At 72.4% G+C, this 22,378-nt stretch carries 26 protein-coding genes and 1 rRNA gene; 11 read left to right on the top strand and 16 right to left on the bottom strand.

The window, feature by feature from the left end:
- Positions 1-47: 47 nt before the first annotated feature.
- A complete protein-coding gene (locus ACZ6TB_RS47920; protein ID WP_465568297.1) occupies positions 48-743 on the bottom strand; it encodes a Tat pathway signal sequence domain protein in 696 nt (231 codons plus the stop codon).
- Positions 744-1,016: 273 nt separating this feature from the next.
- On the opposite strand from ACZ6TB_RS47920, the gene ACZ6TB_RS47915 reads away from it, so the two are divergent.
- The gene (locus ACZ6TB_RS47915; RefSeq protein ID WP_465568292.1) at positions 1,017-1,643 is read left to right on the top strand and encodes a DUF6230 family protein; all 627 of its coding nucleotides are present in this window, start codon (positions 1,017-1,019) and stop codon (positions 1,641-1,643) included.
- Between the two features lie 2 nt (positions 1,644-1,645).
- Entirely contained in the window at positions 1,646-2,191 is a 546-nt protein-coding gene (locus tag ACZ6TB_RS47910; RefSeq protein WP_465568289.1) for a DUF6114 domain-containing protein, read from the top strand.
- On the opposite strand, the gene ACZ6TB_RS47905 is transcribed toward ACZ6TB_RS47910, so the two are convergent.
- The 3 genes from ACZ6TB_RS47905 to ACZ6TB_RS47895 form a co-directional block, all read right to left on the bottom strand.
- Positions 2,095-2,568 (bottom strand): hypothetical protein, encoded by a 474-nt coding sequence (locus ACZ6TB_RS47905; RefSeq protein WP_465568286.1) that lies wholly within the window; start codon positions 2,566-2,568, stop codon positions 2,095-2,097. The genes ACZ6TB_RS47910 and ACZ6TB_RS47905 overlap by 97 nt on opposite strands.
- 476 nt (positions 2,569-3,044) lie before the next feature.
- Positions 3,045-3,395 carry a UBP-type zinc finger domain-containing protein gene (locus ACZ6TB_RS47900; protein ID WP_465568283.1) on the bottom strand — a complete coding sequence of 117 codons (351 nt, stop codon included), beginning with the start codon at positions 3,393-3,395 and terminating at the stop codon, positions 3,045-3,047.
- Between the two features lie 9 nt (positions 3,396-3,404).
- Positions 3,405-3,866: an aminoacyl-tRNA deacylase gene (locus ACZ6TB_RS47895; protein WP_465568282.1), complete on the bottom strand. Its 462-nt coding sequence runs from the start codon at positions 3,864-3,866 to the stop codon at positions 3,405-3,407.
- A 47-nt stretch (positions 3,867-3,913) separates the two neighbouring features.
- Between ACZ6TB_RS47895 and ACZ6TB_RS47890 the strand changes: the two genes are divergently transcribed.
- The gene (locus ACZ6TB_RS47890; protein ID WP_465568279.1) at positions 3,914-4,294 is read left to right on the top strand and encodes a DUF427 domain-containing protein; all 381 of its coding nucleotides are present in this window, start codon (positions 3,914-3,916) and stop codon (positions 4,292-4,294) included.
- Position 4,295: 1 nt separating this feature from the next.
- Here the strand turns inward: ACZ6TB_RS47890 and ACZ6TB_RS47885 are convergent, their stop codons facing one another.
- From ACZ6TB_RS47885 to ACZ6TB_RS47870, 4 genes are all read right to left on the bottom strand, one after another.
- Positions 4,296-5,489: an ABC transporter permease gene (locus ACZ6TB_RS47885; protein WP_465568277.1), complete on the bottom strand. Its 1,194-nt coding sequence runs from the start codon at positions 5,487-5,489 to the stop codon at positions 4,296-4,298.
- Between the two features lie 162 nt (positions 5,490-5,651).
- On the bottom strand, positions 5,652-6,653 hold the full coding sequence (locus ACZ6TB_RS47880; protein WP_465568275.1) for a sulfotransferase family protein: 1,002 nt from the start codon (positions 6,651-6,653) through the stop codon (positions 5,652-5,654).
- A gap of 221 nt (positions 6,654-6,874) precedes the next feature.
- Positions 6,875-7,876 carry a TIGR03617 family F420-dependent LLM class oxidoreductase gene (locus ACZ6TB_RS47875; RefSeq protein ID WP_465568272.1) on the bottom strand — a complete coding sequence of 334 codons (1,002 nt, stop codon included), beginning with the start codon at positions 7,874-7,876 and terminating at the stop codon, positions 6,875-6,877.
- A gap of 7 nt (positions 7,877-7,883) precedes the next feature.
- Positions 7,884-8,123, bottom strand: a complete 240-nt coding sequence (locus tag ACZ6TB_RS47870) for a hypothetical protein (protein WP_465568269.1) — start codon at positions 8,121-8,123, stop codon at positions 7,884-7,886.
- Positions 8,124-8,303: 180 nt separating this feature from the next.
- On the opposite strand from ACZ6TB_RS47870, the gene ACZ6TB_RS47865 reads away from it, so the two are divergent.
- Positions 8,304-9,533, top strand: a complete 1,230-nt coding sequence (locus ACZ6TB_RS47865) for an aminotransferase-like domain-containing protein (protein WP_465568267.1) — start codon at positions 8,304-8,306, stop codon at positions 9,531-9,533.
- Here ACZ6TB_RS47865 and ACZ6TB_RS47860 read toward each other — a convergent pair.
- From ACZ6TB_RS47860 to ACZ6TB_RS47850, 3 genes are all read right to left on the bottom strand, one after another.
- Positions 9,520-10,332 (bottom strand): SDR family oxidoreductase, encoded by an 813-nt coding sequence (locus tag ACZ6TB_RS47860; RefSeq protein ID WP_465568264.1) that lies wholly within the window; start codon positions 10,330-10,332, stop codon positions 9,520-9,522. The two genes, ACZ6TB_RS47865 and ACZ6TB_RS47860, sit on opposite strands and share 14 nt — an antisense overlap.
- 65 nt (positions 10,333-10,397) lie before the next feature.
- On the bottom strand, positions 10,398-10,931 hold the full coding sequence (locus tag ACZ6TB_RS47855) for an RICIN domain-containing protein (RefSeq protein ID WP_465568261.1): 534 nt from the start codon (positions 10,929-10,931) through the stop codon (positions 10,398-10,400).
- 70 nt (positions 10,932-11,001) lie between these two features.
- Complete coding sequence (locus tag ACZ6TB_RS47850; protein ID WP_465568258.1) at positions 11,002-11,907, bottom strand: alpha/beta fold hydrolase; 906 nt, start codon at positions 11,905-11,907, stop codon at positions 11,002-11,004.
- A gap of 33 nt (positions 11,908-11,940) precedes the next feature.
- On the opposite strand from ACZ6TB_RS47850, the gene ACZ6TB_RS47845 reads away from it, so the two are divergent.
- The gene (locus ACZ6TB_RS47845; protein ID WP_465568255.1) at positions 11,941-13,932 is read left to right on the top strand and encodes an AfsR/SARP family transcriptional regulator; all 1,992 of its coding nucleotides are present in this window, start codon (positions 11,941-11,943) and stop codon (positions 13,930-13,932) included.
- A gap of 62 nt (positions 13,933-13,994) precedes the next feature.
- On the opposite strand, the gene ACZ6TB_RS47840 is transcribed toward ACZ6TB_RS47845, so the two are convergent.
- Together ACZ6TB_RS47840 and ACZ6TB_RS47835 are read right to left on the bottom strand one after the other, a co-directional pair.
- The gene (locus ACZ6TB_RS47840) at positions 13,995-14,921 is read right to left on the bottom strand and encodes a phosphotransferase (RefSeq protein WP_465568252.1); all 927 of its coding nucleotides are present in this window, start codon (positions 14,919-14,921) and stop codon (positions 13,995-13,997) included.
- 5 nt (positions 14,922-14,926) lie between these two features.
- The gene (locus ACZ6TB_RS47835) at positions 14,927-15,730 is read right to left on the bottom strand and encodes a helix-turn-helix transcriptional regulator (RefSeq protein WP_465568249.1); all 804 of its coding nucleotides are present in this window, start codon (positions 15,728-15,730) and stop codon (positions 14,927-14,929) included.
- 138 nt (positions 15,731-15,868) lie between these two features.
- Between ACZ6TB_RS47835 and ACZ6TB_RS47830 the strand changes: the two genes are divergently transcribed.
- The gene (locus ACZ6TB_RS47830; RefSeq protein WP_465568246.1) at positions 15,869-16,897 is read left to right on the top strand and encodes a M4 family metallopeptidase; all 1,029 of its coding nucleotides are present in this window, start codon (positions 15,869-15,871) and stop codon (positions 16,895-16,897) included.
- Between the two features lie 13 nt (positions 16,898-16,910).
- On the opposite strand, the gene ACZ6TB_RS47825 is transcribed toward ACZ6TB_RS47830, so the two are convergent.
- Positions 16,911-17,075, bottom strand: coding sequence for a hypothetical protein (locus ACZ6TB_RS47825; RefSeq protein ID WP_465568243.1), 165 nt, complete (start codon positions 17,073-17,075; stop codon positions 16,911-16,913).
- A gap of 25 nt (positions 17,076-17,100) precedes the next feature.
- Here ACZ6TB_RS47825 and ACZ6TB_RS47820 point away from each other — a divergent pair, with 25 nt between their 5' ends.
- Positions 17,101-17,400: a protealysin inhibitor emfourin gene (locus ACZ6TB_RS47820; protein WP_465568240.1), complete on the top strand. Its 300-nt coding sequence runs from the start codon at positions 17,101-17,103 to the stop codon at positions 17,398-17,400.
- On the opposite strand, the gene ACZ6TB_RS47815 is transcribed toward ACZ6TB_RS47820, so the two are convergent.
- The gene (locus ACZ6TB_RS47815; protein WP_465568237.1) at positions 17,376-19,301 is read right to left on the bottom strand and encodes a beta-galactosidase; all 1,926 of its coding nucleotides are present in this window, start codon (positions 19,299-19,301) and stop codon (positions 17,376-17,378) included. The genes ACZ6TB_RS47820 and ACZ6TB_RS47815 overlap by 25 nt on opposite strands.
- 40 nt (positions 19,302-19,341) lie before the next feature.
- Here ACZ6TB_RS47815 and ACZ6TB_RS47810 point away from each other — a divergent pair, with 40 nt between their 5' ends.
- The 4 genes from ACZ6TB_RS47810 (at position 19,342) to ACZ6TB_RS47795 (ending at position 22,224) form a co-directional block, all read left to right on the top strand.
- Positions 19,342-20,250, top strand: coding sequence for a siderophore-interacting protein (locus tag ACZ6TB_RS47810; protein ID WP_465568234.1), 909 nt, complete (start codon positions 19,342-19,344; stop codon positions 20,248-20,250).
- Positions 20,251-20,379: 129 nt separating this feature from the next.
- Positions 20,380-20,793, top strand: coding sequence for a response regulator (locus tag ACZ6TB_RS47805; protein ID WP_465568231.1), 414 nt, complete (start codon positions 20,380-20,382; stop codon positions 20,791-20,793).
- Positions 20,794-20,909: 116 nt separating this feature from the next.
- The gene (locus ACZ6TB_RS47800; RefSeq protein ID WP_465568228.1) at positions 20,910-21,092 is read left to right on the top strand and encodes a Flp family type IVb pilin; all 183 of its coding nucleotides are present in this window, start codon (positions 20,910-20,912) and stop codon (positions 21,090-21,092) included.
- A 196-nt stretch (positions 21,093-21,288) separates the two neighbouring features.
- Positions 21,289-22,224, top strand: a complete 936-nt coding sequence (locus ACZ6TB_RS47795; protein WP_465568225.1) for a cyclase family protein — start codon at positions 21,289-21,291, stop codon at positions 22,222-22,224.
- A 73-nt stretch (positions 22,225-22,297) separates the two neighbouring features.
- On the opposite strand, the gene rrf is transcribed toward ACZ6TB_RS47795, so the two are convergent.
- Positions 22,298-22,378, bottom strand: a 5S ribosomal RNA gene (gene rrf, locus ACZ6TB_RS47790); the annotation flags it as partial.

The raw sequence follows: 22,378 nt of genomic DNA, 5'->3' as shown, positions 1-22,378 counted from the left end.
GTCAACGGCCGGCCGTTTCGGGCCGGCCGCTGACGTCTCCGCTGCTCTCAGTTCGTGTAGACGACCGGTCCACCTTCGACCGTGGTGTCGACCACCGGGGCGTACGTCGCGGTGAAGAACCCGGAGCCGGGGCAGGTGATCGGCCCCGAGGTCTTGGTGAAGGCCTGGTCGGCGAACGCGATCGAGTTGTCGGTGTTCGACGACAGGCCGGTGATCGAGCCGTTGCTCGCCTGGTAGACGCAGGTCACCGAGCCGAGGATGGTGCCGAGCGACAGGGTCGTCTGGATCGGCGCGGTCTCGGTGCCGCTGACCGTGACCGCCCCGGTGGCGCTGTCCACCGTGGTGCCGAACGGCAGGTTGTTCACGGTCACGCTGTTCACCCTGGTCACGCCGAAGATGTTCGCGGTGCACGAGGCGAACGTGTGCGCGGTCGTCGACTCGGTGGCCACGCCGGGCGCGGCCGGGCTGTCGGCCACCGTGGCGGTGAAGGCGGACTCGGCGCACTTGACGCCGGTGCTGCCGCCGGCCGCCGTGTTGAAGTTCGCGGTGGTGCCGGCGGCCACGGTGGCGTTGAGGACGTCGCCGACCGCCACGTTGGCTCCGGCGAGGCTGCCGGTGGTCAGCACGGCCACCGGGTCGGCGGCCGGCGGCGGCGGGTCGTCGTCGGCACGGGCCGGCGAGGCCGAGAAGGCCAGCGCCAGGGCCGCGAGCGCGGCGATCGGGACGCTTCTGGAAACGCGCATCGGCGTTCCTCCCATTCGAACAATGACGTGAAACACTCAACGCCGTCGATGTATAGACCGCCCTTCGATCGAAAGTCAACCCGCCGGTAACTAAACTATTCGCGTCGTGAAATCCCTTGTGGATGGCCCTTGACCAGCATGATACTGCGCGGTAACTTCGGTCTGCTGCATCGACCGCGGACTAAGTGAATTCCATTGTTCCCGAGCGACAACGACAATTCCGCCGTTTGTCGACGACGTACAAACCAACGCTCGAACAGGGAGAGAAAACGCATGAGCACACCACAGACCGCCGGGGGTGTCCGCTGGAAGCGCGCGGGCGCGATGCTCGGCATCACCGGCGCCGTGACGGCCGGGCTGGTCGCCCTGACGGCGAACGGCGTGCTCGCCGCGAACTTCTCGATCTCCGGCATGCCGTTCACGGTCACCGCGAGCCATCTGCACGGCGACGGCTTCGAGCAGTACGCGACGCTCGACAACATGATCCCGAACAGCCCCAACGAGGGGACCACCGGCGGGCAGATGGTGCTCATCGTGTCGGCGATCAACAAGGCCCAGCTGACCAAGCTGTGCCAGAGCGTCTCGCTCGGCGGCGTCAACCTGCGGATCACCGCCGGCGACAACGGCACCCCGGTCTCGGCCGACGCCCTGGTGGTCGACTCCGACCAGATCAACGGCGACGCCGACTTCCAGAGCATCAACGTCGGCCAGGACGCCAGCACCTTCGACAAGGTGAAGGACCCCAAGACCGGCGAGAAGATCAAGGGCGGCGAGGGCGTCTTCGGCCAGCAGGCCGACACCGTCGACATCGACAACCTGCGGCAGAACAACTACGCCACGACCGCGTCCCGGTTCACCCTGCCGCACCTGCGGATGTCGTTCACCGCCAACGGCTGCTGACGATGGCCCGCGGCTCCAGGTTCTGGCACTGGCGGCACGCCCGTCCCTTCTGGGGCGGGCTGCTGGTCTTCCTCGCCGGGTTCGAGATGTTCATGACGGTCCGGGCGCCGCTGCCGGTCGTGGTGCACGTCGGCATGCAGGGCTTCATCGGCTACCTGCTGCCGATCCTGATCGCGCTGCTCGGCGTGCTGCTGGTCGTCCAGCCCGCCCAGCACGTCTTCTACTCGCTGGTCGCGGCCGTGATGTGCCTGGCCACCTGGCTCACGTCCAACCTCGGCGGCTTCGTCATCGGCCTGCTGCTCGGCGTCGTCGGCAGCGCCCTCGCCTTCGCGTGGTCGCCCGACAAGATAAAACTGGAGACGCCCGGCCTCGACCCGCTGCCTCCCGTCGAGCGCGAGACGGTCGACCTGTCGGCGCCGCCGGAGCCCGAGCCCGAATCTCCGCCGGATTCTCAGCCGGAGATCGAGACGCCCGGCGTCCAGCCCGACACGTCGCACAGCCGGCCACGCCACAGACGGCCCTCGCCCCGCTTGCTGTCCGGCGAGTAGATCCGCGTGTTGCGCAGGTGGATGTACTTGGTCGGGGCCATCAGCGCGCTCATCTGGCGGTGGGTGACCTCGCCGCCGATGTCGCGCTGCCGGATCGCGTCGTGGGCGAGGTCGGACTGTTCCTTCATGTGCTCGGCCATGCCGGTGTAGAAGGCGTCCTCGTAGTCGTTCATCTCGCTGACCTCGGCGAACCACTGCCACTGCGGGATGAGGTCGCCGGTGACCAGCAGGCCGTGCACGGTCAGGCTGAGCGGAACGCCCGGATCCACCGGCTTGGTCAGCCGGTCCATCTGAGCCACGTACGTGCCCAGAACGCTGTCCGGTTCGCTCCAGTCGTTCCGGCTCATGATCGAGTCGAGCATCGGATCGGACACCATGCACCCCCGTGTCAGGCTTCCCCGTGCCGACTTTAGGTCAGCCGCAGGGATGCCGGACGCAAACCGGAAAACCCCGGAAACCGCAGGGGAAGCCGCAGGGACGCCGGCGGGAGGCCGAGGGCACGCCAACGCGGAAGCCGCAGGCACACCCACCCGGAAGCCGCAGGCACGCCCACCCGGAAGCCGCAGGCACGCCCACCCGGAAGCCGCAGGCACGCCCACCCGGAAGCCGCGGCGAGTCCCCACCCCGTTTGCTGGGTGGGGGCAACATACGGCTCGGGTACGACAATTTCGCCGCGCCGTCCACAGGTTGCCGGGCTTCAGCGACGCGGAGGCTCGCCAGTTGTCGGGCACCAGCCGTCCACCGAGCGGCAGCCCTCAGCGGTGCGGCTGCCGCCGCCAACCATCGGGCACCCGCCCTCGCCCCTCAGCGGTGCAGATGCCGACGCCAACCATCGGGCACCGGCCATCATCCCTCAGCGGTGCAGGTGCTGACGCCAATCGTCGGGGACCGCGCCGGCCGGGCCGGGCGCCGGCTGGTCGAGCGGGTGGCTGTCGGCGGGGGCCAGCTCGGGGCCGTTGCCGGCCGTGTCGTTCGCGTAGTCCCAGAACCAGTCCTCGCCGGGCTCGAAGGACTGGATGATCGGGTGGCCGGTGGCCTTCCAGTGCGCGGTCGCGTGCTGGGCCGGCGAGCTGTCGCAGCAGCCGATGTGCCCGCATTGCGCGCAGCGGCGCAGGTGGAACCACCAGCCGCCGTCGCCGAGGCACTCCACGCAGCCGGTGCCGGACGGGGGAACGGAGGGCTGGATCGCGTCGTCACTCGTCACACCGAGAACCTACCCCGCCTCGGTGACGTCCGCGAAGGTGCCGCCGAGCGCGTCGACCGCCTCGTCCGCGGCGACCTGGAGGCCGACGCCCCGCTCCCCCGCGCCCAGGTTGATCGTGCGGCCGCGGGCCCGCTCGTCGGCGATCACCGGCCACGGCCGGGCCGAGCCGAACGGCGTGATCGTGCCGCGCTCGTAGCCGGTCGCCTCCTTGGCCGTGGCCGCGTCGGGCAGCGACAGCCGGTTGACCCCGAGCAGCGCGCGCAGCTTGGGCCAGGAGATCTGCCGGTCGCCGGGCACGAGCACGAACACGTAGTCGTCCGCCGCCCGCCGCACCACGATCGTCTTCACCAGGTCGCGGACCTCGACGCCCTGGGCCGCGGCGGCCTCGGCCACGCTGTTCACCGGACCGTGCCGGAGGATGGTGTGATCGACGCCAAGTTCGGCGGCGGCTTTCTCGGCGGGTCCCGGCATGAGATCGACAGTAGCGTGGGGAACGGACCTACCAACGAGGAGGCATCATGGCCGACCGGCCCGTTCGCTACCCCGGCCCCGACCACCCGATCACCGTCACCCCCACCGACGGTCACGTGGTCGTCACGGTGGCCGGCAAGGTGGTGGCCGACACCCGCGCCGCGCTGACCCTGCAGGAGTCGACCTACCCCGCGGTGCAGTACGTGCCGCTCGCCGACGTCGACAAGTCGCTGCTCGAGCCGACGACGACCGAGAGCTACTGCCCGTACAAGGGTGACGCGAGCTACTACTCGATCCCGGCCGGCGGCGCCAAGGCGGTCGACGCGATCTGGGAGTACAAGGAGCCACGCGACGCGGTCGCACAGATCAAGGACCACGTCGCGTTCTACCCGAACCGGGTCGACTCCATCGAGATCACCAAGGACTGACCTACTCGTACCGGAGCGCGTCGATCGGGCGGAGCCGGGCCGCGCGGGCGGCCGGCAGCCCGCCGAAGAACAGGCCGATCACGATCGAGACGCCGAGGGCGAGCACCACCGAGCTGGGCACCACCACCGGGGTCACGCCGGCGATGGTGAACCGCGCCCCGATCAGGGCGGCCGCCACCCCGAGCCCGCCGCCGAGGAAGCTCAGCAGCGTGGCCTCGATCAGGAACTGGGTGAGGATCGTCCGGCGGGGCGCGCCGAGCGCCTTGCGGATGCCGATCTCGCGGGTGCGCTCGGTGACGGTCACCAGCATGATGTTGGTGATGCCGATGCCGCCGACCAGCAGGCTGATCGCGGCGACGGCGCCGAGCAGGGTGGTGAACGTGTCGGCGGTCTCGGTCTGCGTCGCCAGCAGCTGCGACGCGCTGCGGATCGTGTAGCCGGCGCTGCCGCTCGACGTGGGCCGGACGCGCTCGTCGAGGATCACGCCGATCTCCGACTGCACGGTCGGGACGGCCTTCGGATTCGCGGCCTCGACCAGGATCGAGCTGAGCGCGCCGTAGCCGGTGAGCACCTGGCGGACGGCGACGATCGGGGCGATGGCGACGTCGTTGGCGTCCTGGAAGCCCGACGCCGAGCTCTTCTCGGCCAGCACGCCGACCACGGTGAACAGCGCGCCGCCCACGGTGACCTGCTGGCCGACCGGGTCCACGCCGGGGAACAGGTCCTCGGCCACGGTCTGCCCGATCACCACGACCCGGCGGCCCTGGGCGTTGTCGTCGGCGCTGAACGCCGAGCCGCTCGCGACCGGGGTGTTCGAGGCGGCGAAGTAGCTGGGCGTGGTGCCGACGAACGAACTGACGGCATGCGAGGTGCTGCCGTACGCGATGACGGTCGACGAGCTGCTGACGACCGGTGACACGGAACGGACGTCGGGGGCGAGCACCGGGTCGGTGAGCGCGCCGGCCACGTTGAGCGTCAAACCGGAGCCGCCGCGGCTGCTGCTCATCACCGTCAGCGTGTTGGTGCCCAGGGCGGAGATGCGGTCGGCGACCTGCTTGGCCGAGCCGTTGCCCACGGCGACCAGCAGGATCACCGCGGCCACGCCGATCAGGACGCCCAGCATGGTGAGCCCCGACCGCAGCTTGTTGACCGCGACGCCGCGCAGCGCGAACCGGATGATCTCGAGAAGGTTCACGGGGCCGCTCCCACCGCGGGTCGTAGGCGATCGGGGACGATCGTACGACCCGCGGATGGGAAGCGGTACGGACGGATTCAGTGGCCGGAAGACGGCTTCTGACCGGCGCCGGCCGCGGTGGCCTTGGTCCAGGTGGCGCCGGGGGTGAGGAGAGTGGCGGTCTCAGCGGGCGCGCTGCCCGCTGGTCAGGCGCGCGGCCACGGCCGGCCCGAGGCGCCGGGAGCGCATCACCGCCCGGGCGTCGTGCACGACGCCGCGCATCGGGCCGAGCCGGTCGCGGACGGCCAGGCGGGCGCGCGCCACCCGGTCGGCCGGCGTCGGCGCGGCGGTGGTGGCGGCCGGATAGCCGAACCGTTCCAGCCGGTCGCCGAACAGCACCTCGCAGCGCTCGATCTCGGTCGCCGTCAGGCGGCGCTCCCAGCTGCGCACTCTCGAGGTGGTGACGCTTTCGTGCGTACGCGTGTGCCAGGTCTTGTAACCCGGAACCGCGACCGCCGCGACCTCCTGGGGCCGAGCCATGGCCGCGTCGTACTCCTCGCCGAGGAAGTCGCACAGCGCCCGCAGGTGTGTCGCGGGATCGGCCACCAGGTCCTCGTAGCGCACCACGTGGTAGACGTCCGGCCCGTAGCGGCGGGCCGCCCGCAGCGACGCGTCCGCGGCCCGCGCCCACGAGTCGACCAGGTCGCCGAAGGCCGCGGGGCTCCACGGCGCCTCCTTGAGCGAGGCCACGCAGTCGCGCCCGTCGCGCATGATGTTGACGATCTGCGCGTCCGGGAAGAGCCGCAGCAGCTCGGGCAGGTGGCGCAGGTAGGCCGGCCGCTTGTCGCCCCAGCGCGGCTTGCCGAACCGCTGGGCGTAGAGCCGGAAGACGGTGCCGATCGCCGAGCCGAGCGTGGGCGGGGCGCCGACCACCGCGTCGACCACCCGCTGCGCATCGAGGCCGAGGTCGTCGAACTGCCGCGTGCCGGTGATCCAGCGGGCGAGGTCGCGCCGGTTCTCCGCCTCGCGCAGGTCGCCGAACTCGTGCCGCCGCTGGTAGGCCGGCAGCACGAAGCGGTTCTCCGGCGGCAGGGCGATCCGCGGGTGGGCGTGCAGCATGAGCTGGAGCATCGTGGTACCCGAGCGCGGGCAGCCGACGACGAAGATCGGGCGATCCGTAGGCATGGCGGACACCTTAGGGGAGAAACCGGGCATATCTCGCTATGCCGGTTATAACCGGCGGGTTGCCGTACGAGATGAGCCTCGGCCCGCCGGCTGTGCGGAACCGCTCCCCCGGCTGTCGTGACGCTGTGGATGCCGTAACCGGACGCGTGGCCCGATCTCTCGCACCAGGCCATCGAATCACCGCTTACGGTGCCTACCGCCCTAATCGGGCAAACACGCCATTACGATCCGGCAACGGCCGCGCGCAGGGCATTCAGCTCGGCCGGGTCGATCTCGTACGGCGTGTAGAACGAGATCCGCCCGATCAGGTCGCCGAAGCGGTCGCGCAGGCCGGTCGCCACGTCGCCGCCGACCGCGAACGTGTCCAGCACGTCGTCGGTGATCAGGGTGGCCATCTCGTCCCAGGCCTGCCGGCGGGACAGGGAGTTGAGCCGGTCGGCCAGCTCGCCCCAGCCGTGCAGCTCGAGCACCGGCCGATAGGCGGGCGTCGAGCCGTAGAACGCGATCTGCCCGCGCACCGCGGCCTCGGCCCGGGCCCGCGCCTTCTCGTCGGCGCCGAGCACCACGAACGCCGACAGCCCCAGCGTGAACCCGTCGAGACCCCGGTCGCCGCGCGCCTCGCGCAGGATCGGCAGGGTGCGCTCGCGCAGGTAGGCCGGGCTGGTCAGCGGGTGCACGAGCATGCCGTCGGCGGCGCGGCCGGCCACCGCGGTCATCCGCTCGCCCACCGCGGCGAGCAGGATCGGCGGACAGCCGTACGGGTTCGGGCCGGGGTTGAAGAAGTCGGTCATCAGCGTGTGCCGGTAGAACTCGCCCCGGAACGCCAGCCGCTCGCCCGTCCGCCACGCCTGGAAGATGGCCCGCACCGCCGCCACGAACTCGGCCATCCGCGCCGCGGGCCGGCCCCACGGCATCGCGAACCGCCGCTCGATGTGCGCCTGGACCTGCGAGCCGAGGCCGAGCTGGAACCGGCCGCCCGAGATCAGCTGGAGGTCGTTGGCCGACACCGCGAGGCTCATCGGGTTGCGCGCGAAGGCGACCGCGATGCCCGACTGCAGCGTGACCGTCTCGGTGGCCCGGGCCGCGAGCGTCAGCGACGAGAAGACGTCGTGCCTGCTCTCGGCGGCGCCGAACCCGTCGTACCCATCCTGCTCGGCCCGCACCGCGGCCCGCTCGACGTCCATCGGCGAGGCCGCGACCCCCGCGGCGAAGTCAACCAGCATCAGGAAGTCATAACACGCGCCGGGAGCGCCGGTACTTCCAGGCCATGACGCCGCCGATCGAGACGGCGGAAAGGATCGAGCCGACGCTGCAGAACGAGCCGATCGAGCCGATCGAGGCCCAGGAGCCGATCGAGCCGATGGACAGGCCGGAACCGTTCGAGCCGATGGACAGGATCGAGTTCTTGGACCAGAGGCTGAGCACGGAGTTCTCGGACTTGTACGAGAGGATCGACCGGGCTTCACGCATGGTCAGCAGTGTAGGGCGTCCCGCAGCTCGGGACGGCCCGCCTTAACCTTCGCTAAGTCCTTAACAAGCGCTAAGGTTTGACCCGGCTCCTCGATCAGGCAGCCCCGCCTCGCGCCCCTCCGCGCCCCACCCGGCGTCGCGCGCCGCCTGCTGTTCTGCCGTTCCGCCTGGAGTCCTCCCATGACACAGTCCATCCTGCGCACGCCGCTGCCCGCCCACACGCCTCGGGCCGCCCACACGCCTCGGGCCGCCCAGCGGCTCGCCGGCGTCGCCAGCTCGCCCGTCCGCGACCTGCTCGCCCTCATCGACCGCCCCGGCGTCATCTCGTTCGCCGGCGGCCTGCCCGCGCCCGAGCTGTTCGATCTGGACGGGCTGCGCGCCGCCTTCGACCGGGTGCTGTCCACGCCGGACGGTCGCCGGCACCTCCAGTACGCGCCGACCGAGGGCAACGCCGATCTGCGGGCCGCGGTCGCCGCGCGGATGTCGGCCCGCGGCCTGCCGACCGCCGCCGACGATCTGCTGATCACGACCGGGTCGCAGCAGGCCCTCACGCTGATCGCGGCGGCGCTGCTCGACCCCGGCGCGGTGGTGGCCGTCGAGGAGCCGACCTACCTGGCCGCGCTGCAGTGCTTCCAGCTGGCCGGCTGCCGGATCGTGACGGTCCGCTCCGACGCCGACGGCCTCGACCCGGCGGCGCTCGCCGAGGTGCTCGAGACCGAACGGCCCCGGCTGCTGTACCTGGTGACCACGTTCGCGAACCCGACCGGGCGGACGCTCACCGAGGCGCGGCGGGCCGAGGTGGCGGCGATGACCGCGGCGCACGGGGTGTGGGTGGTGGAGGACGACCCGTACGGCGAGTTGCGGTACCGCGGTGAGCCGGTGCCCGCCCTCGCCGCCCGCCCCGGCGACCACCTGCTGCACCTGGGCAGCTTCTCCAAGGTGGCGGCGCCCGGACTGCGGCTCGGCTGGGTCCGCTCGCCGGCCGCGGCGCGTCCCGCGCTGACCGTCGCCAAGCAGGCCGCCGACCTGCACACGTCCACCCTCGACCAGGCCGCGGCGGCCGACTACCTGGCGCACACCGACCTCGACGCGCACGTGCGGGGGCTGCGGTCGCAGTACGCGGCACGCCGCGACGCGATGATGGCGGCCATGCCGGAGACCGTGCCGCCCGGCAGCACCTGGACCGACCCGGACGGCGGCATGTTCACCTGGGTGCGGCTGCCCGGCGGCGCCGACACCGCGGCGCTGCTGCCGGCCGCGCTGGCCCGCGACGTGGCGTTCGTGCCCGGCGCGCCGTTCTTCGCCGGCCACCCCGACGCCGCGACCCTGCGCCTCTCGTTCACCACGCACACCCCGGCCGAGATCACCGAGGGCATGCGGCGGCTGGCGGCGGTGCTCAGGAGCTCATGAACTCGCGGCAGCCGCGCAGCCGGGTCGCCAGCAGCGCGGCCGCCCGGTCGATGGTCAGCCGCAGGTCGACCGGGACGGCCACGCCGGCCGGGATGGTGCCCTTCGGGATCCGGCCCGGGTCGAGGCCGTCCCGCCGGGCCACGAGCACGCCCAGGTCGTAGCGGCTGATCACGTCGGGGCCGGCCACGTTGAGCACGCCCGCGTAGCCGTTGACGGCCAGCTCCAGGACCGCGGCGGCGAGGTCGTCGACGTGGATCGGCTTGCGGATCTGGTCGGTGAACAGCACGCCGTGCGCGCGGCCGGCGATCAGGTCGCGGGTGAGCTGCTCGTGGGCGCCGCGGCCGTGGCCGATGATCAGCGAGGTCCGCACCACGGCCGCGCCCGGGTCGACGGCCCGGACCGCGGTCTCGCCGGCCGCCTTGGCCGCGCCGTACCGGTAGATCGGGTCGGGCCGCGCGTCCTCGTCGTAGGTCACGTCCCGGCCGGAGAAGACCGCCTCGCTGGAGATGTGCACGAGCCGCGCCCCGAACTTCGCCGCCGCCACCGCAACGTGCGCGGCGCCGTCGGCGATGACCTGCCAGTCGTCGCGGCCGGCCGCCGTGTGCACGACGACGCCGGGCCGGACCCGCGCGACCAGCCCGGCGACCGCCTCCCGGTCCCGGATGTCGAGCCGCTCCCCCGCCTCGGTCGCGTTCGTGAGGTAGGTGCCGACGACGTCCCAGCCGGCCGCCGCGGCACGCGACGCGATCGCCCGCCCGAGATGCCCGCTCGCCCCGGTGATCACCATCCGCTGACTCATGACGCGGGACGATACTGACTCACGACGCGCGACGATACTGGCTCATGACGCGGGACGATACCGCCTCAATCGAGGGCCGGGCCGGCGACCAGGCGCACCGACCACCGGCGGGAGCGTTCCTCGTCGCACGCGTACTGGACGGCCACACCGCCGGCCGTCGCGCTGCCGCCCGCGATCGTCAGGCAGCGGCGGCTGCGGCCGTTCTCGAGCAGCGCCTGACCGGCCGGGACGGTCAGCAGCGCGCCCGCCGGCCTGCGGACGCGCCACTGCTGGGAGAGGTCGGCGTTCGCGCACCGGAACTGGACGGCGAAGCCGTTGTCCTCGACGCTGTCGCCGGCCACGGTCAGGCACTTGCCGCTGCGGACGTTCTCGACCAGGAACACGCCGTTGTCCGCGACCCGCACGAACCGCCAGCGGTACGCCGAGTCCCGCCCGCACGGCTGCTGGATCACGATGGCGTTGTCGGCGAGGCCGCCCCCGGTGACCGTGAGGCACTGCCCGCTGTTGAGGTTGACCAGCCGGAAGCCGAGCTGGATCAGGGGCGACGCGGCCCCGCCCAGGCTCGCCAGCGTCGCGCCGGCCACGATCGAAGCGCCCACACCTCGCCAGAACATCAGAAACCCCCGTACGCCTAGATCAGCACCGCAAAGCTAGCGGCTTTCGCCCGGTTTACCCGTTTTTTTGGCCTTTACGGGTTGCCGGGCGCGTCGTCAGCTCCCGGATCGCCCCCGCAACCAGCCCCGGCGCCTCCTCGGCCATGAAGTGGCCGCAGGTGACCGGCACGTGCCGCAGGTCCGGCGCCCAGGCCCGCCAGAGCGCGGCCGCGTCGAAGCCGAGCGCCGCACCCCAGTCCTGCTGCAGCACGGTGACCGGCATGGCGAGGGTCCGCCCGGCGTCCCGATCGGCCCGGTCGTGCTCGGCGTCGATCCCGGCCGAGGCCCGGTAGTCCGCGACGATCGACGGAACGGCGTTCCGGCACGCCGCCAGGTACTCGGCCCGCACCGGCGCCGGGATCGCCGCCGGGTCGTTCACCCACAGGTCCAGGAAGTGGCCGAAGAACGCGTCCGCACTCGCCGTGATCATGCGTTCGGGCAGGCCCGGCGGCTGCGCCATGAGGTAGAGGTGGAAGCCGACGACCGCCGTGACCCCGTGCATGACGTCCCACATGTCGAGCGTTGGCAGCACGTCGAGCGAGACCAGGTGGCTGACGGCCGACGGGTGGTCCATCGCCGCCCGGAACGCCACCAGCGCCCCGCGGTCGTGCCCCACCAGCGCGAACCGATCGTGCCCGAGCTCCCGGGCGAGGCTCACGACGTCGCGCGCCATGGTCCGCTTCGAGTAGACGTCCGGCGAGGTCGCGTCCGGTTTGTCGCTGGCGCCGTAGCCGCGCAGGTCCGGGCAGATCACCGTGTGGCCGGCGGCGAGGTCGGCGGCCACGTGCCGCCACATCAGGCGGGTCTGCGGAAACCCGTGCAGCAGCACGATCGGCGTGCCCTCCCCGCCCACCGACGCCTGCAGCGCGACACCGTCCGCCACCCGGATCCGCCGCTCCTCGAAACCCTTGATCGTTGTCATGTCCCCAGCCTGCGCGGCCCCGATGAGCAGCGAATGAGTAGCGTGATCCGGGTGGCGGTGACGTTCGGCGTGCTGGGCCCGGTGGCGGCCTGGAACTCCGACGGCCGTCCGCTCGCCCTGCGCGGCCCGCGCCACCGCGCGGTCCTGGCGCGGCTGATTGCCGCGAACGGCCGGGTGGTCCCCCTCGGCGACCTGGTCGCGGACCTGTGGGTGGTTCCTCCCGAAGGATCAATTGCGGCGGTACGGACGTTCGTCGCGGCCCTGCGCCGAGCAATCGAGCCCGAGCGCCCTCGCCGCGCCCCGGCGTCGCTCCTGATCACCGAGGGTCCCGGATACGCCCTGCGCACCGCCCCCGGGAACGTCGACGCGTGGCGCTTCGAGGCCGCGATCACCTCGGCCGATCCCGCCCGCCTGACCGAGGCCCTGTCCTGGTGGCGCGGCCCCGCCTACGCCGAGCTGACCGGCGAGCCCTGGACCGCCGGGGAGCGCGCCCGCCTGACCGAGCTCCGCCTGCGCGCCGTCGAGCGGCTGGCCGAGGCCCGCCTGGCCGCCGGCCGTCCCGACGAGGCCGTCCCCGACCTCGACGCCCACGTGGCCGCCCATCCGTGGCGCGAGCCGGCGTGGCGCCTGCTCGCCCTGGCCCTGCACCGGGCCGGCCGCCGCCCCGACGCCCTCGCCGTCCTGCGCCGCGCCCGTTCCCGCCTGGCCCGCGACCTGGGCCTCGACCCCGGTCCCGAGCTGGCCCGCCTCGAGGCCGCCATCCTCCGCGACGAGGCCGAGCCGGACCCGGCGGCCCGGGTCTGGGCCGAGGCCACCGCCGACTTCGACCGGATCGCCGTGACCCGGACCCGGCTCGACTCGACCGTGCACCTCATGCGCGAGCTCGCGGTCACCGGCGGCGGCGGTCTCACCGCGGCCCGCCGCCACCGGGCCGCCGCGGTCGCCGCGGCCGAGGAGCTCGGCGACGCCGGCCTGGTCGCCCGCGTGATCGGGGCCTACGACGTGCCGGCGATCTGGACCCGCTCCGACGACCCCGGCCAGGCGGCGGCCATCGTGGCGGCCGCTTCCCGGGCGCTGCGGCCGGCTTCCCGGGCGCGGCCGCCGGCTTCCCGGGCGCTCGAGCCGGCTTCCCGGGCGCTGGCGGCTTCCCGGGCGTTGCCCGCTTCCCGGGCGCTGCCCGCTTCCCCGGCGCGGACGCCGGACGGCGAGGCGCGGGCCCGGTTGCTGGCCACGATCGCCGTCGAGTCGCGCGGGGCGGACGGCGGGCCGCACGCGCTCGGCTGCGCCCGGGAGGCGGTCGGCATCGCGCGCGAGCGGGGCGAGCCGGGGTTGCTGGCGTTCGCGCTGAACGGCCTCTTCATGCAGACCGTCCACCGCACCGGGCTCGCCCCGGACCGGGACCGCATCGGCGCCGAGCTGGTCGCGCTCGCCGGGCGGCACGGGCTGGTCACCTACGAGGTGCTCGGCCGGCTGATCCGGATGCAGGCGCTCGGCGGGCTCGGCGACCTGGGTGAGGCGGAGCGGCAGGCCGACGCCGCCGACGCGCTGGCCGCCGCGAACGACCTGCCCCTGGTCGCCGTCTTCACCGCGTGGCACCGGGCGCTGCGGTTGTCGCTGACCGATCCGGACGCGGCCGAGGCGGCCTATCGCGCGGCGCCGCTCGACGCCGGCATGCCCGGCCTGGAGAACGGGCTGCGCGACCTGGCGCTGCTGACGCTCCGGCTGCGGCGGGGCGAGCCGGCGACCGATGGGGACTACGGCCCTTACGAACCATGGGTGCGACCCCTCGTGCTGCTCGCCACGGGCCGGGAGACCGAGGCGCGAACGGCCCTGCACGCGGTCCCCGACCCGCCGCCCGACCTGCTCACCGAGGCGATGTGGGGGTTGGTGGCGCACGCCGCCCGCGCGCTCGGCGAGGACGGCGCCCGGGCCCGGGACGCCCTGCGCCCGGCCGCCGCCGAGCTGGCCGGCGCCGGCAGCGGCCTGCTCACGCTCGGGCCGGTCGCCGGCCTTCTCGACGCCTGACCCACGGCGGCGGGAACGTGCTCGCGGTTCCGCAGCGGCACTACGCCGGCCCGCCGGGGCGCTCAGATCAAGGTCGGCTCGGGAAGCTCGGCCAGCCAGTAGGCGGCCGCCGTGCGGAAGTCCTCGTCGACCGGCAGCGCCGCGTCGCGGATGGCCCGGTCCCAGGCGGCGGCCCGGGAGACGCGGGCCACCCGGAACGCCAGCGACGCCGAGCGGCGCAGGACGGCGGGGGACGCCCGGTCGGTCCACGGCTCCAGATAGGCGTCGCGCAGGCGGAGCAGCTCGGGGGCCATCGGCTTCAGCTCCAGCATGGCGGCGCCGAAACCGAGGGCCACCAGCAGCGAGCCGAACGGGTGGCCGACGCTCGCGTCGCCCCAGTCGAAGAAGACGAAGCCGCCGCCCGGGGCGGGGAAGACGTTGGCGTCGGTGAGGTCGTCGTGCTGCAGGGTCGCCGGCACGCCGTCGGCGGCGAGCTCCGCGCACCAGTCCGCGAACCCGGGGACGGCCGGCGCCTCCGGGCGGAGGGCGGCGAGAACATCGGCCGGCTTGCGCAGATCGGGCGTGCCGAGGGCGAGCATCTCGCCGGCCCGCGGCTCCAGGGCGCGCTGCATCACCGCGTACGCCCGAAGCATCTCCTCCCAGAGCGCGAGTTGATCGCCGGGCTTGATGTGATCGCGGATGGTGGGTCCGGCGTCGGCGGTGAGCAGCCAGCCGCGCGCGGTGTCGGCGGCGAGGGGCGCGAGGACCCGGCCGGGCAGCCAGCTCGCCAGGGCCGCCGCGAGACCGGCCTCGTAGGCGCAGGCGGCGGTGTTGGCCTTGAACCAGCGCGCACCCTCCGCGGTGGGCACGCGATGGGTGACCGACCACGGCCGGACCCGGACCTCTTCGATCGGGCCGGTCGGCGGAGTGCCGAGGGCGGTGAGCCGGGACGTGATCCAGTCGTGGGCGGACGCCCGCCATCGCGCATCGGTCCAGTCGTTGGCACGCACGGGGCTCAGCCTGCCACCAGGCGCAAGGTCTTGGGGCGCTGCGCGGCCAGCACGGCCTCGGTCGCGGCGTCGCCGGGCAGGTGGATCATCAGGCGCTGGCCGTCGTCGTCCGGCAACTCCAGGATCTCGTACGCCATCCGCAGCTCGCCGGCCCGGGGATGGTTCCATCGCTGCACGCCGCTGGCCCGCGGCCGTCCGGGCAGCGACCGTACGCGCCGCTCGAAGGCCTCGCCCGCGGTGACCGTGAGCTCGTCGGCCAGCGCGGCCCGGTGCCGGTCGGCGTCGAACGGCCCCCGCTTGAGGTCGGCCACCCGCTCGTCCGCCTCGCGGTCCCACTCCGGGAACGTGGTGCGGGCCCGGCGGTCGGTGAAGACGTAGCGGTTGAGGTTGGGCGGGTCGCCGTCGAGCAGTCCCGAGGAGGCCGCCAGCCAGGCGAAGCCGCTGGTCCAGGCGAGCAGGTCGCCGAGCGGGCTGACCAGCACGGCCGACGACGGCTCGAGACGGACGAGGATGGCGCGCACCGGATCGCGGACGTCCCGGGCCGGATCGGGGGCGGGCCGGCCCCGGCTCAGCCGGTAGAGGTGGACCCGCTCGCCGGCGCTCAGCCGCAGCGCGTCCGCCAGCGCGCCCAGGACCGGCGCCGGCGGATCACGGTCGCGGCCCTGCTCGAGGCGGGTCAGATCATCGACGGTCAGGCCGGCCCGGGCCGCCACCTCGGCGCGCGGCAGCCCGGGCGTGTGCCGCCCGCCGGCCGGTGTGATCGTCTCGCGGCGGCTGCGCAGGAACAGCCCCAGTTCGTTGTCCGCCACATCCCGACGGTAACAATTCCGGGCGTCCGATGTGGATCTGATCTCGAGCCGGCCGCACGAGGTGTTCAAGAACTGACTGCTATTCCGGCCGCCGGGGACGAATGTTGTCCCAGGTCAATTCGGCAGGGGGGCTCCAAAATGTCTCACGTTTGCTTCTACGTACCGGCCCACATCATCGATCACATCGCGAAGAATGCCCGGCAGCTCGGGCTCGACCCGGAACCGGCCCAGCGCACCGCCGTCGCCGACCGGGCACAGCGGCAGAGCAGGCGCGACAACGCCGCGGCCGCCGGCCTCGCCGCCCTCACGCCGCCGCGACCGGGAAAGGGCGACCGGCAGATCTACGACGACGGAAACCAATGGAATGTGAATGTCACGCTGGTGCGCGGCGAGGGGGACGCCGCGACCGCCGGCGCGAATGTGAACGCCGCCTATGACGGGCTCGGCGCCACCCGCGATTTCTACCGGGACATTCTCGGGCGGGACTCGATCGACAATGCGGGGCTCACCCTGCTCGGCAATGTCAACTTCGGCGTGCAGTACGACAATGCTTTCTGGGACGGCACCGAGATGGTGTTCGGCAACGGCGACGGCGTCATCTTCACCGACTTCACCAAGGACGTCGACGTGTGCGCGCACGAGCTCACCCACGGCGTCACCCAGTACACGGCGGGGCTGGACTACACCGACCAGCCGGGCGCGATGAACGAGGCGTTCTCCGACATCTTCGGCTCGTGCGTGGACCAGATGGTGCACAAGGTGGACGCCGGCGAGCACAACTGGCTCATCGGCGAGGACGTCATGGCCGACCAGCTGTACGGCGAGGCGATCCGCTCGATGTCGCACCCCGGCACCGCCTACGACAACCCGGTGCTGGGCAAGGACCCGCAGGCCGCGGACATGTCCGGGTACGTGCCGGGCGGTGACCCGCACGTCAACTCCGGCATCATCAACCGGGCGTTCTACCTGACCGCGATCGAGCTCGGCACGTTCCCGGCCGCCCGCATCTGGTTCAACACGCTGCTCAACCTGTGGCCGAACGCGCAGTTCACCGACTGCGCGTACATCTGCGCCGAGCAGGCGCGCATCCTCGCCCGCGACGCCAAGGTCGGCCGCAACGCCGCCCAGACCGTGCGGGCCGCGTTCCACGAGGTCGGCGTCAGTTAGAGCGCCGGCTTTGTCAGTTGGAGCGGGCCGACCAGCTCACCCCGCAGTCGTCGCAGGCCCAGAGCACGTGCCCGGGGCCGCGGCGGCGGCGGGGTACCGTCTTGAACAGGCGGGCGCCGCACGACCAGCAGGCGGTCTCGACCACTTCTCGTCCGGGTGGCGCCTCGGTAACTCTCATGTCTCCTCATACCCCGGCGGTCGGCATGATCGAACATGTACGGGCGGAGCTGCGGCGCTCCGGCGGGTTCACCGGGCGGCCGGTGCACGTACGGCTGGACACCGCCGACATGCCGCCGGCCGACGCCGCCCGCCTCGTCCAGCTGGTCGCCACCACCGATCTCTCCGGTCTGCGGGCCCGGCCCGCGAGCACCGCCGGCGCCGACCTGATGAGCTACGAGCTGACGGTCGAGCGCGGCGGCCACCGCTGGCACGGCACGGTCAGCGACCCGGCCATCCCGGCCGGGCTGCGGCCGCTGCTTCAGTTCCTGACCCGATATTCGTAGGGCCCCAGCACCTCGCCGCCGGCCTCCACCGGCTCGGGGTTGTGGTTGATGATCGTGATCATGTCGCCGCGCCGGCAGGCCTCCACCCGCGGCGGCAGGCCCGCCACGACCGGCTCGATCCCGAGCCGGGCGGCGAGGTGGGCGGCCAGCGCCGTCCGTCCCGCCTCGCCGGCCAGCGTGGCCAGGTGCCAGGCCTCCCCCGCGCCGTGCGCGTGCCGGGTGAGCGCCGGTTCCCCGTCCGCGAAGGTCGCCTCCACCTCCGCGCCGCGCAGCCGCACCACCTCGCGCAGGTGCTCGCCCGGGAAGCCCCAGGAGACGATCGCTTCCTGGCCCTGGACGCCCTCGAAATCGGTCACCTCGAGCCCGAGCACGGCCCCCAGACGCTTCGTGAACCCACCGGGCAGAAATCGATCGCACACATCAACCACGTCCGTGAACGCGGTCGTCAGCAGGCAGCCACCTTCCTCAACAAACCGGACAAGCGGCGTGGCGTCGTCAATGAGATAAAGACTCGGCGCGATGATCAGCGCATAGTCGCCGTCGCCCTCGCCTCCGCGCAACCCCTCGCCCCCGCGCAACCCTTCGCCCGAAGTTTCCGGATTTATCAGGTCCACCTGGATGTTCTGCTCGTGGAACGCCGCATGCCACCCCCGGACCTGGGCCAGATAGTCGAAGCGGGCCGGATGATTGCCCTGATCGATCGCCCACTGGCAGTTCCAGTCGAGAACGATCGCCACCCTCGACCGCCCGGCCGGCGGGAGCGACCCCAGCGACGCCAGTTCCGCTCCCAGCGCCGAGACCTCCCGGAACGTACGCGTATCGGGTCCCGCGTGCGGCAGCATCGCCGAGTGGAACTTCTCCGATCCCCTCGATGACTGCCGCCACTGGAAGAACAGCACCCCGTCCGCCCCGCGCCCGACCGCCTGCATGCTCAGCGCCGCCATCTGCCCGGGCGCCTTGCGCGCGTTGTTCGGCCGCCAGTTGACCTGGTTCGCCGCCTGCTCCATGAGGATCCACGGCGTCCCCGGCTTGAGCGAGCGCATCAGGTCCCGCCCGAACGCCGCCTGCCGGAACGAGAGCGGATCGCGGGGGTCCGGATAGCTGTCGTCCGAGATCACGTCGAGCTCGGGCGCGAACGACCAGTAGTCGACGGGCGGAAACGCGCCCATCATGTTCGTCGTGATCGGCTGCGTCGTCCCGTACGAGCGGATGATCTGTTTCTCCATCCGCAGCAGCTCGAGCAGCATGTCCGAGCTGAACCGCCGGAAATCGAGCAACCCGGCCGGGTTGACGCTGGCCGGGGTGAGGCGGGGCGGCACGACCTCGGCGAAGTCCGTGTAGCGCTGCGACCAGAACATGGTGCCCCAGGCGTCGTTCAGCGCCTCGACCGAGCCGTAGCGGTCGCGCAGCCAGGACCGGAACGCCACCGCGGCGACATCCGAGTAGTCGTACGCGACATGGCATCCGAGCTCGTTGTTGATGTGCCACATCACCACCGCCGGGTGGTCCTTGTAGCGCTCCACCGTGGCCCGCACCAGGTCGGAGGCGAGCCGCCGGTAGTCGGGCGAGCTGGGCGCGTAGTGCTGGCGGCTCCCCGGCCACAGCGTCGCGCCCTCCCGCGTCCGGGCCAGGATCCCCGGGTACTTCGCGGTGGCCCAGGGCGGCGTCGACGCCGTCCCGGTGGCCAGGTCGACCGCGATCCCGCCCTCGTGCAGCAGGTCGAGCACCCGGTCGAGCCACGCGTAGTCGAACTCGCCCTCGCCGGACTGAATCCGCGCCCAGGAGAAGACGCCGACCGTCGCCAGGTTGACCCCGGCCCGCCGCATCAGCTCGACGTCCTCGCGCCAGACATCCTCGGGCCACTGCTCGGGGTTGTAGTCCCCGCCGTAGTAGATCGCCATGGGTTAGGTTAGCCTCACATAAGAAGAAGGAGGTGGGCTCGTGACCCCGACCGTAGTTGCCCCGCCCTGGCGGTTCTTCACCACCACCGTCCGGGAGGTGCGCCGGATCAGTCCGAGCTTCCTGCGGGTCACGTTCACGGGCGACGACCTGCACCACTTCGCCGACAACGGCTTCGACCAGCGCATCAAGCTCGTCCCGCCGCTGCCGGACTGCGGCCACGAGCACCTGCCGACCGGCGACGACTGGTACACCGAGTGGCGGGAGCTGCCCGACGAGCGGCGCAACCCGATCCGGACGTACACGGTCCGTGCCGTCCGTCCTTCGCGGCGGGAGGTCGACGTCGACATGGTGCTGCACGGCGTGCACGGACCGGCCTCGCGGTGGGCGGCGGAGGCGGCGCCCGGCTCGGCCGCCTGCCTGATGGGGCCGGACGCGCGGCACGACGGCGTGCACGGCGGCATCGACTTCCGGCCGCCGGCCCGCACCGAGCTCCTCCTGCTCGGCGGGGACGAGACCGCGGTGCCGGCGATCTCGTCGATCCTGGCCTGTCTGCCCGCCGACGCGTGCGGCGAGGCGCTGCTCGAGGTGCCGTCCACCGGCGACTCCCTGCCGCTGGTGGCGCCGCCCGGCATGCGGGTGACCTGGCTCCCCCGCGACGGCAGGGCGCACGGCGATCTGCTGGTCCCGGCCATGCGTGCCGCGACGCGACGGCTGCTCGGTCCCCGTCCTCCCGGCGTCGCCGAGCTCGAGGACGTGGACGTCGACCGCGACATCCTGTGGGAAGTGCCGGAGCCGGTCGCCGACGTCAGCCGCTTCTACGCCTGGCTGGCGGGCGAGGCCGCGGTCATCAAGACCCTTCGCCGTCATCTGGTGAGCGAGTGCGGGGTGGACCGGCGGTCGGTGGCGTTCATGGGGTACTGGCGCCTCGGGCGGGCCGAGGACAACTGACGCCTTTTCGGCCGGACCGCTCACCCTTCTCCCGCCGATATCCGGAAAGCGCACGATTTACCGGAATTACGACCTCTCGCCCGCACCACCGTTAGCGTGGACAAAAGGCCACCCGGGGTAGGAGAGGCCATGTGGAACACGTCGGCGCCGCGAGGTAAACCGGTCGTCCTGCTCGTCGACGACGACGAGGACCTGCGCGAGATGACTTCGCAGATGCTCGAGCTGCGCGGGTTCACGGCGCTGATCGCGAACGACGCGGTCAGCGCGATCACCACCTGCCGGGTGTACGACGGCGCCATCGACGTACTGCTGACCGATCTCGGCCTGCCCGGCGTCTCCGGCGGTGAGCTGGCCCGCTCGGCCGCCGCGCTGCGCCCGCAGATGGAGGTCGTCTACATCTCCGGCATCCCCCAGGAGATCGCGATGAAGAAGGGCCTGATCAAGGCCGGCGCGCCGTTCATCGCCAAGCCGTTCTCGACCGATGTGCTGGCCGCGACGCTGCGCTCGGTGCTGGCCCGGCCCAGCAACCCGGCCGCACCCTGATGCCCGGCCTACTGCAACCCGGAAAACGTCTGCTCATGCGCTCCGCGGCCGATACCTAGATGCGCAAGCCCGGTAGCCGAAAAGCGACTACCGATGGCGACACCAGGGGAGCACACATGCCGAACGTCCGCGGGATCGCCGCCTACCTCCGCGCGCGCTTCCCCCGGGACGACGACGGCGCCACCGCGGTCGAGTACGGCCTGCTCGTCCCTCTGATCACGGTCGTGGCGATCGCCGTAGTCACGTTGTTCGGCAGCCACCTCGGCGCGGTCTTCACCAGCCTCGTCGCGAAGTTCTGATCGGCCGGCCGGCGCTTCTCTTCCTTTCCTTGATGCCGCCGCTTCCGCTTCCTCTTCCTCTTCCGCTTCCTCTTCTTCCGCTTCCTTGATGCCGCGCCATTCTTGACTCGGTTGCGCGGGTCCTTCGCCGACGACGCCCCACCGCCGGGATAGCCTGCCTGCTGTGTCCCGACCCGCGCGACCGGAGGAGCGATCGATGCCCACACAGGACGACGTGCTCGGCTATTTCGACACGCTGTCGAACTGGGGACGGTGGGGCGACGACGACGAACGCGGGACCCTGAACCACATCACCGACGACGTACGGCTGGCCGCGGCACGGGCCGTGCGCCACGGCCGCAGCGTGTCGTGCGGGTGGGAGGTCGCCGTACCGGACGACATGGAACGGTCGACGACGGCCTGCCCGCACGCCATCGGCATGCCGGGCGCCGAGAACATGCCGGCCGCCTTCCAGCGCGACCGGCGCTGGGGTTTCTCGTCCGAGCGGCTCGGCATCACGTTCCACGGCAACACCCTCACCCACCTCGACTCGCCGTGCCACATCTTCTGGGACGGCGCCATGTACAACGGGCGCCCGCACTCCATGGTCGACGCCGCCACGGGATCGGCGTGGGCCGCCGTCACGGCGGCAGCGGACGGCATCGTCACGCGCGGCGTCCTGCTCGACGTCGCGGCGGTCCGCGATGTGCCGTGGCTGGAGCCCGGGCAGGGCGTGTTTCCCGAAGACCTCGAGGAGGCCGAGCGTCGCCAGGGGGTGCGGGTGCGATCCGGCGACGCGGTGCTCCTGCGGACCGGCCATGGCCGTGCCCGGCACGAGGGCGGCGCGGCCGGCGGTATCGAACAGCCCGGCTGGCACGCGTCCTGCCTGCCGTGGCTGCACGAACGGGAGGCCGCGCTGATCGGCGCCGACAGCCCGCAGGACGTTCAGCCGTCCGGGTACGACGACGTGCTGATGCCGGTGCACGCCGTGAGCCTCGTCGCGATGGGTCTGTGGATGCTCGACAACTGCGACCTGGAGGCGTGCGCCGCGACGGCGGCCGAGCTCGGCCAGTGGGACTTCCAGTTCGCCGTCGCCCCGGTCCGTTTCGCCGGCACGTCCGGCAGCCCGGTCAATCCGATCGCGACCTTCTGACCGCATTCGCAGCGTCTTTTGGCCATAGAAAAAGGCCCGCCCCGTTTCCGGGGCGGGCCTTTTCTTACGTTGAGTCCGGCGGCGTCCTACTCTCCCACACCCTCCCGAGTGCAGTACCATCGGCGCTGGAGGGCTTAGCTTCCGGGTTCGGAAT

The organism is Actinoplanes sp. NPDC051537 (genome assembly GCF_055586105.1).
This window is presented reverse-complemented; position numbering and strand designations above follow the sequence as displayed.